This window comes from Paenibacillus hemerocallicola (genome assembly GCF_006265175.1).
Taxonomy (GTDB): domain Bacteria; phylum Bacillota; class Bacilli; order Paenibacillales; family NBRC-103111; genus Paenibacillus_AB; species Paenibacillus_AB hemerocallicola.
In genome coordinates this window covers 22,999-38,106 of sequence record NZ_VDCQ01000083.1, presented here as the reverse complement: position 1 = coordinate 38,106, position 15,108 = coordinate 22,999, and the positions used below count along the sequence as shown (strand labels likewise).

Below are 15,108 nucleotides of genomic sequence, written 5' to 3'. Positions count from 1 at the left end.
CTCTGCCACGTAGACTTTACCGGTCCCTGCCACAGCGACCTTGCCAGCCCCTGCCACGTAGACTTCGCCGATCCCGTCACAGCGACTTTGCCGCATCGGCCCCTGCGACTTCGACGTCTCAACGACGCAGACTAAAGCTGACCGTCTATGTCTAACCACAAACTCGGCCATGGCGCGACACTGGAACGTCCGAGCGTCAATACATCGAAACGTTCTCGGCCGAACATGGCCTTTTCCAATTCGATCCCGCCATAAACTTTTTGTTTACAATTAGAGAATACGTATAATATAATAAGCCCATAAACGCATATTGATCCTAATAACGACGCCGTCTCCGTTTCGAGAAAACGAATTCTTAACCTTTCAATTGTTAGAAATCGATTTCTATGGTCGGCGACTGTCGGGAGGTGAGAACCAAGAGCTTGACGGTCTGGATGACGCTTATGCATTTCCAAGAGGATCGCAAGTAAACAAAAATGAAAACGATTTCCGGTTCTGCAGTCCAGGAAGCGAAAAGACGGATCGCGCCGATTCGTCCGGAAAGCACATCTTTTTTTCACAGATCAGGAGGGGTTGTTTTGCAAAAACGAAAGCTTACTGTAACGCTGAGCCTTGCACTCGCATTGGCTTTGACGGCAAGCGCCTGCGGCAAGAGCGGTACTACCGCTAACGAAAACGCCGGAGAGACGCCGAAGGATACGACGAAAAAGAGCGCGGCCAATGAGCCTGCCGAACTTACCTTCTTCACGATGGGCGGAGAGTCCCAGGACAGCTTCAACGACCGGTACGGCAACGCGATTCGCAAGCAGTTCCCGAACTATACGATCAAATATATCCGCAGCGAGAAAGGCACAACGCTGCCGGAGCTGATCGCGTCGGGAACGAAAATCGATATTTATTACGACTCGATCGGCAATTTCTCGGATGGCTTGCTCGGGTACCAAATGCAGTACGACATGTCCGATTTGATAAAGAAAACCGGCATTGACCTGGCGAAATTCGAGCCGACGCTGATCGACGCGATGAGAGACATATCCGGCGGCAAAATGTACGGCCTGCCCGTCTATAACACGAACCTGATCCTGTTCTACAACAAAGCGGTGTTCGACAAGTTCGGAGTCGCTTATCCGAAGGACGGCATGACGTGGGACGAAACGCTGGAGCTGGCCAAGAAGCTGAACCGCAAGGACGGCGACAAGCAATACCTCGGACTTTCCGTATCGCCTACTCACATGCTGAGAATGAATCAGTTCTCGCTGCCGTACGTCGATTCGAAGACGAGCAAGCCCGTTCTCGACAGCGAAAAGTGGCGGAAGCTGTACCAGACGACGATGATCGACCCGGCCCAAGACCAAGGCTATAAAGACCGGATTACGGAGCTGAAGAACGCGCTTCCTTATCGCGATGCGCTGCTGAAGGACCAGACGCTCGGCATGTTCGTCTTCCTGTCCGCCATGCCGTTTACCGTAGCGGAGGAAATTACGCCGCTGAACTGGGATATGGTTTCGCTGCCGACGTTCAAGGAATTGCCGGGTGTGGGCTCGCAGGCGTATCCGACCTACTTCAGCATTACGTCCATGGCGGGCAATAAGGATGCCGCGATCGAGGTTATGAAGTTTCTGACTTCCGCCGAATATCAGACCGACCTGTCCAAGAAAGGCACGATGCCGGTATTGAAGGACGAAGCGATCATTAAAGCGTTCGGCCAGGATACGAAATTCAAAGGCAAAAATTTTCAAGCGGCGTTCTATAACAAGTTCGCGCCTATCTCGTACAAGTCGATTTACGACGTCACCGTGGAGAAATCGTACGTCAAGCAGATCGGGCTCATGGCCAAAGGCGAGATCGATATCAACACCGCATTCCGAACCGCCATCGAGGAAGCCGAAAAAGGAATTGCCGACGTGAAGGCGCGCAGCGGGGCAAAGTAAGCGGGCGGGAAGCCATGGCAAGGAGAGGGCGGACACGGGGCGGAAATTCGAGTCCGCGTCTCCCGACAACACCGGCACGATCCTCGTCAACATCGGAGGAGCAAGATTCAAGCGCCTTATAGAGACCGATTACTTGAATGTGAAATGGTTCGGGGCAAAAGGAGACGGAATCGCGGACGATAGCTCCGCGATCCAACAGGCCGATACCGTCGCCGCAGCGTTGTCAAAACGGTTGTTTTTTCCCGAGGGTACCTACAAGGCATACGGGCTTCTAATAACGGCATCCTGGTTTGGCGGCGGTCGCACCGTCCTTGAAAGATGCCGAAACGGCTCTAATTATGAAAGCGCTGCAAGGAACGCCGCTCGACTCGATCCGGAATTGCTTGCTCGAGATTGTCGTATGGAAAGACTTTCAGGAAGCGAGGTTCGACAATTGGCGGTTTACCGGAAATGCGCAATCGCTCGGACAGTCAACCGCTGCCGGCGACCTCCATGTGACTAACAGCTCGATTGCCGGTGTTGTGCAAATAAGCACGAAAGGACGAATCCGCTTCGAATCGGTTCAAGCCAAGTTGACCGGCACTCAGCATATCTCCATCATAAGGAATGTGGAAAATCGCGATATTAGGACCGAATTAGTCACGTGCCGCTTCGAAAAAAATATCGACGTGTCCGATTATGCGGTCCGCATCGAGGAAGTCGGCACGATCAAACCGACTTCGCTGTTCCGCGGCTGTATGTTTTATAATACGAACGACACGCCAACGACAAGCCGCACGTTTATTTGGAACGTCGGGGCGGGGACGAATGCGCTGTTCTCCGAATGCTATTCGGACGATACCGTCGCTAACGTATTGAAGACGGGTACGACTTTGATAGCCCCTGCGGGCAACACATTGCTCGATCTTCACTGATTGCAGCAAATCATGATGCCGAACAAGAAAAAGCGCTCCCGGAGAAAGTTCAAGTTCCGGGGACGCTTTTCTTTTCTTTGCGGAGCGATAGCGCCTTCTAAAAACGCTTCCTAAAGCTTCGGATCGTACACCGATCCGATAAACAGCACCGTCCCGGTCTGACGTTCGTGAAGGACGATCAGGAACGGACGGTTCATTTCCATCCGGAAGCCGGCAGGGGCGGGAGCGGAAGTGGCCATCGTCTCGACCTTGGTGACGGCAGCCGCTTCCGTTCCTTTTTCGTCTACCAGCACGAACGTTTTATGCTTCACGTCTCCGATATAAGCGTTGGGAGGCGGAGCGAGCATGCCGCTCAAGTCGGCTTGATCCGGATCGAACGCCATGGACATGCCGAGCGCTTTCAACTGCTCGTTCAACGACGCTTCGTATTCCATCTTGAAACGGGGCAAGATTACTTCGCCCTGCCGTTTGCCCAGCGCGGCGGTCGCGTCCCGCCATTCCGTATCCGTGATCCGGTCCGCGAGAGCGGAAAGCGTCGTTCCTTCGTCGGGCAGCAGCACGACCATTCCGGTATTGCCGTTGCCGTACGGCAAACGGACCGCCTGATAGCCGTCTCTGTCGGCATAGTCGAACGCGCCGGTGCGGGCCATCATCGATCGGTTGACCTTCGTTCCGTCCGACAAGGTAAACGGTCTTTCGCGCGTAGCGTTTTTCTCGAACGATACGGTCCAGTTTCCTTTGAAATAAACCGCGTTTAACAGAAACATGATCGATTGCGGGTTGATGTTGTCGTCTATAATGGATTCGATGCGGCCCTTCGTTTCTTTCTTGACCCATTTGTTGATCGTCGCGGCGGCTTTGCGGTCGGCGAAGTCCAACGATTCCGCTTGGGCGCCGTAATACGTTTTGTTTGCGGCGAGAAAGTCCGGATTGAACTTGAGCTCCTTGCGCGCCCAGATCGAATTGGCGATGGACAGCTGCACCGCGGGATCGGCCGTGCGGAGCACATTTTGCAAGATGCGCACGCCTTCGTTCGCCGCGTCCGGAGTCATCTCCTTCAGTCCAAGAGCTTGCGCCATCCCTTCGCGGGTAGGCCCGACCGCTCCGTTCATCGTCATGGACATCGCGATCGCCACGCTTGTTGGCGACAGAAACATGTTCTGGCCAGTCGCCGGTTGTCCTGCGGCGAGTTGCCGGTACAGGTCGAAGCCGAAAGCGTTATAACCGTTTACGAGCCGGGCGTCGATGTCCGCAACTGTAGAGGATTGGCCCTTTATCCCCGGTTGCCGCTCCATGCCGCAGCCGGCCGCAGTTACGACCGCACCCAGACATATCGCGGCAATTCCGGTCGTCACGGCTATTTTTCCAAATGTCCGCATGCTTCTTCCTTTCATCGTCCCCATTGCCAAATTCCCCCATTCGCGCAAGAGCTATATCGTTACCTTTGACGAAAAGAAGGATTGGAATGTTGCACCAGCCGTCGAACAGAAAAAAGCGCCCCTGCGAACCGTGTCCGGTCCTCGGGAGCGCCATGCATGTTATTAGTCCTCGATCGTCGACAAATCGCCGGTCGGCAGGCCAAGCTCCCATGCCTTCAGCACGCGGCGCATGATTTTGCCGCTGCGCGTTTTCGGCAGCTTGTCCTTGAACTCGATTTCGCGCGGCGAAGCATGCGCGGACAATCCGATTTTGACGAATTTGGCGATGTCGGCCTTCAGCTCTTCGCTCGGCTCGAAGCCTGCACGCAGCGAGATAAACGCCTTGATGATTTCCCCGCGGAGCGGATCGGGCTTGCCGATAACGCCCGCTTCGGCGACGGCCGGATGCTCGACCAGCTTGCTCTCGACCTCGAACGGTCCGACGCGCTCGCCCGACGTGTTGATGACGTCGTCTACGCGGCCTTGGAACCAGAAGTAGCCGTCTTCGTCCATGTAAGCGGAGTCGCCGGATACGTACCAGCCCTTCAGGCGGAAATATTCCTCGTATTTGGACGGGTTGTTCCAAATTTTGCGCATCATCGACGGCCACGGCGTCTTGATCGCCAGATTGCCCATCCGGTTCGGAGGGAGCACGTTGCCGTTGTCGTCTACGATCGCCGCGTCCGTTCCGGGAATCGGCTTGCCCATCGAGCCCGGACGGATGTCCATGCTCGGATAGTTACAGATGAGCTGGCCGCCCGTCTCCGTCATCCACCACGTATCGTGGATCCGTTGGTTGTACACTTTCAGTCCCCAACGGACGACTTCCGGGTTAAGCGGTTCACCGACGCTAAGCACATGACGCAGGCTGGACAGGTCGAATTGGTTGACCGTATCGTCGCCGGCCCCCATCAGCATCCGGAACGCGGTAGGAGCGCTGTACCAGACAGTGACTTTGTGGCGCTGGATCGTGTTGTACCAATCTTGCGGGCTGAAACGGCCGCCGCGAATGACGTTGGATGCCGCGTTCAGGAACGGAGCGAAAATGCCGTAGCTCGTACCGGTTACCCAGCCCGGATCGGCCGTACACCAGTATACGTCGTCCTTCTTCAGGTCGAGTACGATTTTGCCCGTGTAATAGTGCTGTATCATTGCATTGTGAACGTGAACAACGCCCTTCGGCTTACCCGTGGAGCCTGACGTATAATGCAAAATGAGTCCGTCCTCGCGGTCTACCCATTCGATATCCAATTGCTCGGATGCTTGCGCCATTTCGTTCTTGTAATCGACGCGGCCCGGAGCGGCTTCGAATTCGTCGGTGACGAGGATAACGTGCTTCAGATGAGGCAGATCGGCTACCGGTATGCGGGGCAGCAGCGCAGGCGTCGTTACGATCGCGACGGCTTGGCTGTCTTCCAGACGGTCCCGTACCGCTTGTTCCATGAACGCTTCGAACAGGGGGCCGACGATGGCGCCGATCTTGACCGAGCCGAGCAGGGAGTAGTACAGCTCGGGGGAACGCGGCATGAAAATGAAAACGCGGTCTCCTTTGGCTACGCCCAGCTTGCGGAGCACGTTGCCGAATTTGTCCGAATTGGTTTTCATTTGACCGTACGTAACGGCTTCGTCCCGGGTGGCATCGCTATAGTACAGGGCTACTTTGTCCCCGAGACCGGCCTCGACATGACGGTCGATCGCCTCGTAAGCCATATTCACCTTGCCTGTCGTATACCAGGAGAATTCCTTCTCCACTTCGGTCCAATCGAACGAGCTGCGGGCTTCTTCGTAACTTTTAAGGTTCGCATCCGTTGCAGTCGCTTTGATGATGTCCACTTGCTTGTCCATAAAATACGCTCCTCCTGAATGGAAAATCTTTTATGAAACGCTTCCAGTGTTGCATCTCTTAAAACAATGTTTCAAAAAACTCCCAAGATATTATATCACATCGGATTCTCACTTTGCATGTGAATTTTCAAATTTTGGACAACAATAGCGATGTGAAAATATTGTCTCGAAATGATCGAGGATAAAATGATTGGAAAAATCAAAATAAATGATTGAAACGATCATAATTAAAGCTTATACTAAAGCAAGAAAGTCTGCCGCCATTAGATGGACAAAGATGACGGTTCGGACATGAAGCGAACTATTAAAGAGGAGTGGATTCATGATGGCAAACGCATTCGGCCAACTGACTTACCCGGAAATATCCGCCCAGGCGGAAGCATTGGCAGCCGCGCACGCGCAGCTTAACGTCCAGCGGGATTGGGTGGACCGTTATATCGGCAATAGCGCTTATGACGAAGTGATCTTTATCGGCTCGGGCTCGTCCTATTATCAGGCGCAAACGATGGCCGCCACGTTCAAGAAATGGGTCGGGCGTCCGGCCAGCGCGCATCCGTCCTCGGAAATTTACTTGTTCCGCGACGCCGCGGCGGTACCCGGACGGAATTACTTGCTGGTGGGCGTATCCCGCTCCGGCGAATCTACGGAAGTCATTTTGGCGCTGGAATCGGTCAAAGGCGTACCGGGATGGACGACTTGCGGCATTACGTGCCACGAAGACAGCAAAATGGCGCAAATGACCCAATGTCTCATTTCTCCGCTCGGGAAGGAAAAAAGCACGGTCATGACGAAATCGTTAAGCAGCATGACTTTCATGATGCAAGCGGCTTCTGCTGTCGCATCGGGCAAGCCGGAACTGCAGGCGGAGGCGGGAAAAGTCGTCGAAGCCGATGCGGCCGTCGTGAAGGCGGCCGATCCGTTCGCGAAAACGTTCGTTCGGGAGCGCGAGCTGAACAAATTCATCTATCTGGGCATGGGCTCCTACTACGGCTTGTCTCAGGAAGCTTGCCTGAAAATCAAGGAAATGTCGTACGTCTGGACGGAAAGCTTCGGTACGCTGGAGTTCCGCCACGGACCGAAATCGATCGTGGAGCCGGGAACCCTCGTCTGCTTGCTGTTGTCGGAAACGGCCCGCTCGTACGAGCTGAAGGTCGCGGAAGAAATGAAGGCTTACGGCGCTACGGTGCTTGTCGTAACGGCGGCGAAAGGCGACGATACCGCATTCGCGGATGCGGTGTTCGAGGTCGGCGGAGCGGAGCTTAGCGATGAAGCGCGCGGCGTGCTCTATTTGCCCGTGCTGCAGTACATCGGATTCTACACGGCGCTGAAAAACAATGTCGATCCCGATCATCCCCGCAATTTGACCCAAGTGGTGAAAATTTAAGGCCGGATGGGAACGATAGGGCGCCAAATTTAATGTTGACCATGGAGTGAGCTTTTTATGCAGGAGCAGTCTCTTTCCAAAGGCGATCAGCGCCGCCAGGCGATTCTCGGGATGTTGAAGCAGAAAGGCCGCGTATCCGTTCAGGACATCGTCGATACGCTGCATTGCTCGGAAGCGACCGCCAGACGCGATCTGGATATGTTGGAGCAGACCGATTCCGTCATCAGGACGATCGGTGGCGCGATTTACGACGCGTATCATACGGCCAAGGAAGTATCGTTCGAGGAAAAGACGTCGCTGTCTTGGGTGGAGAAGGAGCGGATCGCCTTCACGGCGGCGTCGCTTGTCGAGGAAGGCGATATTATTGGTTTGTCGGGCGGCACGACGACTTACTTGATCGCCAAGCAGCTGAAGGCGCGAAACGGCATCACGGTCGTGACGAATGCGCTCAATATCGCGATGGAGCTTGCGGATAGCGACGGCATCCAGCTCGTCGTGGCGGGAGGGATTCTTCGCCACAAAAGCTATGAGCTGTGCGGTCCGCTGACCGAGAAGGTGGTCGAGAGTCTCAATATCGGCAAAATGTTTCTCGGCATCGACGGATTCGCGCTCGGTCAAGGGCTGACGACCCATTCCGAATCGGAAGCGCAAATCGCCAAAATATTGATTCAGCGAGCCGAGCGGACGTTCGTCGTCTTCGACCGGTCGAAGGTGGGCCGCGTGTCGTTGTTTTCCATCGCGCCGGTCGCCTCCGTCCATGCCTGCATTACCGACGCCCCCTTGGAGGGACCGCTCCAGGAAGAATTGCGCAAGCGGGATATACGCGTATACGTGGCGAAGTAGGAGGAGCGGCAATGACTACCCATTTTATCGGAGTCGATATCGGTGGAACGAATATAGTATGCGGGCTGCTGGACGAGCGGCTGAATCTGCTTCGCAAGACGAAGAAGCCGACCGGAGCGGCCAACGGGGCGGACTACGTCCTGAACCTGATCGCCTCGATGATCGACGAGCTGCTGGCTCGGGAGCAATTGACAAGGACCGATCTGGGAGCGGTCGGGATGGGCAATCCCGGCTTTATCGATCCGGTGCGGGGAATATCGCTTTCTTCGGCCAATCTGAAATGGGAAAACGTGCCCGTCAGCGAGAAGCTCGGCGCTTTGCTCGGCGGCATTCCCGTCTTTATCGATAACGACGTCCGCATGTATACGTACGGGGAAGCGGCCGCCGGAGCCGGACGGGGCTACGATCACGTCATGGGCATCACGCTCGGCACCGGTATAGCGGCCGCCATGATCAATAACGGCCAGCTCTATTACGGCAGCGGCTTTCTGGCCGGCGAGCTGGGCCATGTCCCGCTGGACGGGGAGAGCGCCTTGTGCGGCTGCGGGATGCGGGGCTGCCTCGAGACGATCGCTTCGGCTACGGGAATCGCCAGAATCGCGCGGGAGAAGCTGGAACGCGGAGAGTCTAGTATTCTCGCGGAGTGGTTCCCCGGCGAACGCCGCAATGAAATTACGGCGGCTGACATCTCGCGCGCTTACGATGAGGGCGACGCTTTGGCCAAAGAGGTGCTGCAATTCGTGGGGCGCCACCTGGCCAAAGGGCTTGCCTGGGCGATCACGCTATGGAGCCCCGACGTTATCGTGATCGGCGGCGGTGCCGCGAACGCGGGAGAACGTCTGCTCGCCCCGATGCGGGAGACGCTTATGCCGCTCATCCTGCCGATGTACCGCAACCGGATCGTCATCAAGCTCGCCGAGATGAACGACGACGCCGGGGTCGTCGGCAGCGCCGCGTTTGCCAAAACGCGAGTCAGCGCGTAGCGAAGACTCGGAAGGCGTGAGCAAAATGAAAAGCCGAGGCTGCGATGGCCTCGGTTTTTCTTTGTGCTTGGTAAATTGAGCGCTTGCTCATGGTTAGCGGCAGATGGCGGAGGGCGGCTGCCGTCCCGCCTTATTCAAACTCCTCGCTCTATTCAACGCGCCTTACAATCGCCCTTTTCAACTCCCGCCCGGTCTTGTATAATGCTGCTCAACACAAATGACGGCGAAAGCGCCGGTTGGGGAGTCGACCTTCATGACGATGCTGAAGCGGATCTCGATCCGCAAAAAACTGCTGCTGCTCATCATCGTGTTCCTGTTCGTGCCTATGCCCGCATTGGGTTGGATCTGGTACGGCGTCTCCACGTCCACGATCGAACAAACCGCGGTACGTTATACGCTCGAGCTGTTCCGGCAGGTGAATCGCAATACGGACGAATATTTCGACAAGATGGAATACATCACGCTGCCTTATTTGACCCACCCGGTCATCCAGCAATATTTGCAAACCGAGCCTAACGACTATTACAGCCAGTTCCAATTGGCCGGACAGCTGCAGGCCGAACTGATTCCGACGCTGATGTTCTCGATCCATGACGTATACGGCGTATCGATTTTGTCCGACAAAGGGCTGATCGTGCAGAGCACGAGCACGCTCGGATGGACGGACGCCGATTTGCGAGCCCGGCACGAACGGTACAGGCGGGAGCGGCAGACGAGCGGACAGCAGAGCCAGACGGTCATCCAACTGAACGAGCACGGCGGCATCCCGATGATCACGGTTATCCGTCCGATCTTGAACCAGTTTACTTATAAAGAAGCCGGGGTACTGATGATCGACGTAAGCCTGAGCCGGCTCGCCGATATGATGAGCAACCTGCATCCCGGAACGTCCGGAACGTCTTGGGTCATGAACGGGAATGGCGGAATCGTCTATTCGCCTCCGGGCTCGAACGCACCGGACCCCGAGGTTATGTCGTCCATAGCGGCGAAGCTTGAGGCAGGCGGCAACTACCTGCTGCGCGGCAGCGGCTCCTCCAAGCAGCTGGTCGTGTTTCAGCCGATGGCCGTCACCGGCTGGATAGCCGCGGTGGACATCCCGCTGCAGGAAGCGATCGGCAGCTTGAACGCCGTTCGCAACGTGACGCTGCTCATCGGTACGCTGCTGCTCGCCATCATTATTTTTTTGATCGGCTCCTACTTCATCCGCATCTCCGGGGCGCTGCTCGCCTTGAAGCGCAATATGCACCGGGCGGAAAACGGCGATTTCCAGGTGAGGTCCCCGGAGGACCGCAACGACGAGATCGGCAGCCTGAACCGCAGCTTCAACAACATGGTGACGGAGATCGAACGTCTTGTCGAGGTGGTGCACGTCGCCCAGCTCAAGGAGAAAGACTTCCTGATCAAGCAAAAGGAATCGATGCTGCGCACGATGCAGGCGCAGATCAATCCCCATTTCCTGTACAACACGTTGGAAATCATCAATTCCCACGGCATCGTTCACAATATTCCAGAGATCGTCCGGACGTCCAAAGCATTGACGCGCATTCTCCGCTACAGCCTGAACCAGTCGGAGCAAGTCGTGCCGCTGCGGGTCGAATGGGAGCATGCGTTAAACTACCTGGATATCCAAACCCAGCGTTACCCGGATCTGCGCATCGTGACCGATGTCGATCCCGACAGCGCCTCCCGTGTCCAAGGCATCAAGCTGACCGTACAGCCCCTTATTGAAAACGCTTTTATCCACGGCTACCAAAAGCATAAGCTCCGGCCTTCCGCGCTTCGGCTGTCCGGTACGCCATTGGATGAGGCGTACAAGCTCGTCCTGGAGGATGAGGGGGGCGGCATGACGGAAGAGGTGAAGGCGCGGTACGACTGGTTGTTCCGTCAAAGCCTCACCGAGGACGTATGGGCGAACGATCCGGAAATAGCCGGACATATCGGCCTGCTTAACGTTCATTACCGGATCAGGCTCTGCTTCGGTCCCGGCTTCGGGCTTCGTATCGCAAAATCGGACAAGACGGGCACCGTCATCGAGATGCTCCTTCCATATGCTGGGGACGATGAAACGATACGATGACGCCCGATTTGTCGTCCGATTTTTTCAGGCGGAGATGCCGCTTGCCGTCGGGGTCTTCCTGCTCGAAGCGGACGAGTTCCTCCGCATAGGCGCGCAGTCCACGGCTTACGACGGCTTCCGCCAAATCGGTCCAATACGACGGCTCCGCGCTATCGCGGCCGGGCAAGTAAATGCCGTCGCTCAGCATGACGAGATGCTGCAGCCGGATACGGTTGACGGTGCCGTATTCCACATAGTGCGAGGCGGCTTCCTCTCCGTTGATGACGGAGTAGCCGTCGGGGGTGTTGCTCCGCTCGCGATTCGCCTTGATCGTCTCGTAAATGTAGGCGCGAAGCTGCTGCTTCGTCTCCAGGCCGCGTTCGCGCCCTTCCTGCCATTTCGCCAGCGTGACGGAGTCGATATGCGACAGCTGGGGGCGGGTCAACGGGCGTACCGTTCCGTCCCGGTAAACGGCCAGCAGCATGCAATCCCCGGCTTGCGCGAAGCTGACCGTATGCTCGTGGATTTGGACGACCGCCGCCGCCGCGCTCCACAGCCGTTCCTTCCGATCGACGTCGATGCCTTGCTCGGCCATTTCAGCCCGCAGCTTGCGGTTTGCTTCCAGAAGCTCCCCGCGCACGTCGGTTGGTCCGGAAAGCCGTTCGAAATGTGCTTTCAGCAAATTGGCGGCGATATATCCGCCGGTTTCGTTGTTGCGATTCACGTAAGGCGTCAGCGAAGTGGCGCCGTCCAGTACGCCGAACAAGCCGGCCAGGCTGTTCAGGACGAGCGCGTCCTCGTTCAGCGGCTGCTCGCCTTTTATGGAGACGTAATCGAGCTTTTCCAGCATAAGTGCGTGTATCCCTCCCGTCATTTCGGCCTAATCGTAGTGAAGCGCCGGTCAAAAGTCAATGCGATTCGGCGAGGTTGGACGGTTCCAAAGCAAAGCCGGTAAAAAATAGACCGGAAACGAAAAATGGAGCCATATACGGACTTCGCGCCAACCCCCTACAATAAGCTTGTAAGCGTTACAATTAACGGAAAGGGGATGCGGTCATGAAACAAAGAAAACCGCAAAAGCTGCTGTTCACGGTGTTATTGTCGGGCGCGCTGCTGGCCGCAGGCTGCGCCAAGGAGGAGACGGGCAAGACGGGGGCAGAGCCGGGGCCGTCGCAGCAATCGAAGGAGCCGCGTAACATCCACGTGCTGCTGTCGCACGCCAACGCGCCTTACGCGATGAAGGCCGGTGCGGACGATCCGTACGTGAAGGAAATGAGCAAGCTGTCCGGAACGAACCTGAAGTTCGAATTTCTCGGACACGGCGGAGATTTTACGAAGCAGATGTCGATCCGGTTCGCGTCCGCGGAGCTCCCGGACCTGATCCGGACGGACAGCATCCAGTCGAGCATGCACAAGGGCGCGCTCGAGCAGGGCGTCTTTACGGAGCTCGGACCGCTTATCGACAAATATGCGCCGAATTTGAAAAACAAGCTGCCGAAGGACATTTGGCAAAGTCCGAAGTTGTCCAAGGACGGCAAAATTTACGGCATTCCCGCGCTGACGGCGATGAACACGAACCGGGTCGTCTACATCCGCCAAGATTGGCTGGATAAGCTCGGCATGCAGCAGCCGAAGACGCTGGACGATTATTTGAAATATTTCGAAGCGGTCAAGCAGCAGGACATGAACGGCAACGGGGACGCAAACGACGAGTACGGCTTCTACGTGCGCGAAAATTTGGACCACAGCCTGTTTTTCTTCCAGGAGTTCAACGCCCATCCGGAAGTTTGGCAAATGCGCAACGGACAGCTGACCCCGAACATTATCGCGCCGGAGATGAAAGAGGCGATCGCCTTCTGGCGCATGCTGTACGAGAAAGGCTATATCAATCCGAATTTGTTCACGAACAAATCGGCGGATTGGGGCGCGGGCATCCGGCAAGGCAAGGCGGGCAGCTGGACGCATGCGGTCACGAACTACAATCTCGACTGGGCCGTCGACAAGTTCGCCGACAAGGACAAAGTGAAGCTGAGCATGATCGCGCCGCCGGAAGGTCCGAAAGGCAAAGGGCTCATGCCGGTCACCGACCAAATCTACTTCGTCTGGGTCATCCCGGCGAAGACGAAAAATCCCGAGGAAATCGTCAAGTTTCTGGACTGGGCATGGTCGGACAAAGCGGAGACGTTCCTCGACTTCGGCATCAAGGACAAAAACTACACCGAGCAGGGCGGACAAATCCAATGGGATCCGAACGCTCCCGCCAACAGCGCCGATTCCGCGTACAACTTTTACCAGCTCTCGATCAACCCGCGGGGGGACGGCCGGATGGAAACGAAAATCGTCGAGAAAAGTCCGGACGCCGCAGCATTGAAATCGGGCATGAAAATCGCAGCCGACGCGGGCTTCAAGCATGACAGCCTGCATATGCCTCAGCTCGAATCGCTTAATACGCATCCGGAGCTCGTACCGGGAACCGGCAGCGGCACGCTGTTCCTCGAAATGTTCGCGAAGGTGGTAACCGGCAAAGAGGAGCTCGATCCCGCGTTCGACAAGTTCGTGGCCGAGTGGAAAAAACGGGGCGGAGACGCCGCGATCAAAGAAGCGACGAACTGGTACAACACGTTCCACAAAAAATAAAGCGCGAATGGCAGCTGCATACGTACGTACGGGGCTTGACGGAACAGCCGGCTTGACAGTCATACAGGCCGGCTTTATTTTGCCGGCGGGCCGCTCAACGAAGCGGGCTTTGCCCAAGCAAAGCCCGGCAAATGCTTGCGAAGTCAGCTTTGCCCCTACAGGCAAAGCTCTTGAGGAGGAACGAATATTGCTGCGAGGGATCGGACAATTCATCTTGAGAGACCGGGTGCTGATCTGGCTCATCGCGCTGCCCGGCATTATGCATTTGCTCGTGTTCAAATACGTGCCGCTGATGGGAAACGCGATCGCGTTCCAGGATTACGGCATTTTCCGAGGGATGTGGAACAGCCCGTGGGTAGGCTGGAAGCATTTCGTCACGATGTTCGCCTATGCGGAGTTTTTTCAAATATTGCGCAATACGCTCATGCTCAGCTTGTATTCGATCGTGTTCGGATTTCCCGCGCCGCTCGCGCTGGCGCTGTTTTTCAACGAAATCCGCTTGCGCTGGCTGAAGAAGCCGGTCCAGACGATGCTTTATTTGCCCCACTTCCTGTCCTGGATTATCGTCGGCGGCATTTTCATTAATCTGCTGGCGTTGGACGGCTTTCTCAATACGGTGCTGGGCTGGTTCGGGAAGGGCAAGATCGACTTTATGACGCAGCCCGAATATTTTCGCGGCATCGTCGTATCCATCAACATTTGGAAAGAAGTAGGCTGGGGCATGATCATCTACTTGGCGGCGCTGACCGGCATCAATCCGCATTTGTACGAGGCGGCCATGGTGGACGGCGCGTCGAGATGGCGGCAAATGTGGCACATTACGCTTCCGGCGCTTATACCGGCTATCGTCGTCCTGTTCCTGCTGCGCGTCGGCAATGTGCTCGACTCCAATCTGGAGCAGGTTCTCGTCCTGCTCAATCCGCTCGTCCGCGAGGTGGGCGAGGTCATCGATACGTATGTATACCGCGTCGGCCTGCTGGAGTCCCAGTACAGCTTCAGCACCGCAGTCGGCATGTTCAAATCCGTCATAGGTTTCCTGCTGATCGCAATATTGAATCAGTTAAGCAGGCGCATGACGGGAGAAAGCATCTACTAAA

11 protein-coding genes and 1 pseudogene are annotated in these 15,108 nt (G+C 56.2%); 9 read left to right on the top strand and 3 right to left on the bottom strand.

Features of this window, described 5'->3' with window-relative positions:
- The first annotated feature begins 578 nt into the window (after window positions 1–578).
- From FE784_RS35970 to FE784_RS41330, 3 genes and pseudogenes are all read left to right on the top strand, one after another.
- On the top strand, window positions 579–1,931 hold the full coding sequence (locus FE784_RS35970) for an ABC transporter substrate-binding protein (RefSeq protein WP_176706757.1): 1,353 nt from the start codon (window positions 579–581) through the stop codon (window positions 1,929–1,931).
- Window positions 1,932–2,070: 139 nt separating this feature from the next.
- Window positions 2,071–2,178, top strand: a pseudogene (locus FE784_RS43030) (hypothetical protein); the annotation flags it as partial.
- Window positions 2,179–2,242: 64 nt separating this feature from the next.
- On the top strand, window positions 2,243–2,845 hold the full coding sequence (locus FE784_RS41330) for a hypothetical protein (protein ID WP_246132342.1): 603 nt from the start codon (window positions 2,243–2,245) through the stop codon (window positions 2,843–2,845).
- Window positions 2,846–2,955: 110 nt separating this feature from the next.
- Here the strand turns inward: FE784_RS41330 and FE784_RS35960 are convergent, their stop codons facing one another.
- Complete coding sequence (locus tag FE784_RS35960; RefSeq protein WP_139607067.1) at window positions 2,956–4,248, bottom strand: serpin family protein; 1,293 nt, start codon at window positions 4,246–4,248, stop codon at window positions 2,956–2,958.
- A 138-nt stretch (window positions 4,249–4,386) separates the two neighbouring features.
- The gene (gene acsA / locus FE784_RS35955) at window positions 4,387–6,108 is read right to left on the bottom strand and encodes an acetate--CoA ligase (protein WP_139607066.1); all 1,722 of its coding nucleotides are present in this window, start codon (window positions 6,106–6,108) and stop codon (window positions 4,387–4,389) included.
- 325 nt (window positions 6,109–6,433) lie between these two features.
- On the opposite strand from acsA, the gene FE784_RS35950 reads away from it, so the two are divergent.
- The 4 genes from FE784_RS35950 (at window position 6,434) to FE784_RS35935 (ending at window position 11,395) form a co-directional block, all read left to right on the top strand.
- Window positions 6,434–7,492 (top strand): SIS domain-containing protein, encoded by a 1,059-nt coding sequence (locus FE784_RS35950; protein ID WP_139607070.1) that lies wholly within the window; start codon window positions 6,434–6,436, stop codon window positions 7,490–7,492.
- Window positions 7,493–7,549: 57 nt separating this feature from the next.
- Entirely contained in the window at window positions 7,550–8,335 is a 786-nt protein-coding gene (locus FE784_RS35945) for a DeoR/GlpR family DNA-binding transcription regulator (RefSeq protein WP_139607065.1), read from the top strand.
- 11 nt (window positions 8,336–8,346) lie between these two features.
- Window positions 8,347–9,318 (top strand): ROK family protein, encoded by a 972-nt coding sequence (locus FE784_RS35940; protein WP_139607064.1) that lies wholly within the window; start codon window positions 8,347–8,349, stop codon window positions 9,316–9,318.
- Between the two features lie 253 nt (window positions 9,319–9,571).
- Complete coding sequence (locus tag FE784_RS35935; RefSeq protein WP_176706754.1) at window positions 9,572–11,395, top strand: sensor histidine kinase; 1,824 nt, start codon at window positions 9,572–9,574, stop codon at window positions 11,393–11,395.
- Here the strand turns inward: FE784_RS35935 and FE784_RS35930 are convergent.
- Complete coding sequence (locus FE784_RS35930) at window positions 11,346–12,224, bottom strand: protein phosphatase 2C domain-containing protein (RefSeq protein ID WP_176706753.1); 879 nt, start codon at window positions 12,222–12,224, stop codon at window positions 11,346–11,348. The genes FE784_RS35935 and FE784_RS35930 overlap by 50 nt on opposite strands.
- Before the next feature lie 206 nt (window positions 12,225–12,430).
- On the opposite strand from FE784_RS35930, the gene FE784_RS35925 reads away from it, so the two are divergent.
- Together FE784_RS35925 and FE784_RS35920 are read left to right on the top strand one after the other, a co-directional pair.
- Complete coding sequence (locus FE784_RS35925; protein ID WP_139607061.1) at window positions 12,431–14,011, top strand: extracellular solute-binding protein; 1,581 nt, start codon at window positions 12,431–12,433, stop codon at window positions 14,009–14,011.
- A gap of 7 nt (window positions 14,012–14,018) precedes the next feature.
- Window positions 14,019–15,107, top strand: a complete 1,089-nt coding sequence (locus FE784_RS35920; RefSeq protein WP_139607060.1) for an ABC transporter permease — start codon at window positions 14,019–14,021, stop codon at window positions 15,105–15,107.
- Window position 15,108: the final 1 nt, after the last annotated feature.

What these genes read in the sequence shown, in the direction of transcription:
- FE784_RS35925 (WP_139607061.1), top strand. Translation starts at nt 12,431, where the DNA reads ATGAAACAAAGAAAACCGCAAAAGCTGCTGTTCACGGTGTTATTGTCG.
- FE784_RS35950 (WP_139607070.1), top strand. Translation starts at nt 6,434, where the DNA reads ATGGCAAACGCATTCGGCCAACTGACTTACCCGGAAATATCCGCCCAG.
- acsA (WP_139607066.1), bottom strand. Translation starts at nt 6,108, where the DNA reads ATGGACAAGCAAGTGGACATCATCAAAGCGACTGCAACGGATGCGAAC.
- FE784_RS35960 (WP_139607067.1), bottom strand. Translation starts at nt 4,248, where the DNA reads ATGGGGACGATGAAAGGAAGAAGCATGCGGACATTTGGAAAAATAGCC.
- FE784_RS35930 (WP_176706753.1), bottom strand. Translation starts at nt 12,224, where the DNA reads ATGCTGGAAAAGCTCGATTACGTCTCCATAAAAGGCGAGCAGCCGCTG.
- FE784_RS35935 (WP_176706754.1), top strand. Translation starts at nt 9,572, where the DNA reads ATGACGATGCTGAAGCGGATCTCGATCCGCAAAAAACTGCTGCTGCTC.
- FE784_RS35945 (WP_139607065.1), top strand. Translation starts at nt 7,550, where the DNA reads ATGCAGGAGCAGTCTCTTTCCAAAGGCGATCAGCGCCGCCAGGCGATT.
- FE784_RS35940 (WP_139607064.1), top strand. Translation starts at nt 8,347, where the DNA reads ATGACTACCCATTTTATCGGAGTCGATATCGGTGGAACGAATATAGTA.
- FE784_RS35920 (WP_139607060.1), top strand. Translation starts at nt 14,019, where the DNA reads ATGGCAGCTGCATACGTACGTACGGGGCTTGACGGAACAGCCGGCTTG.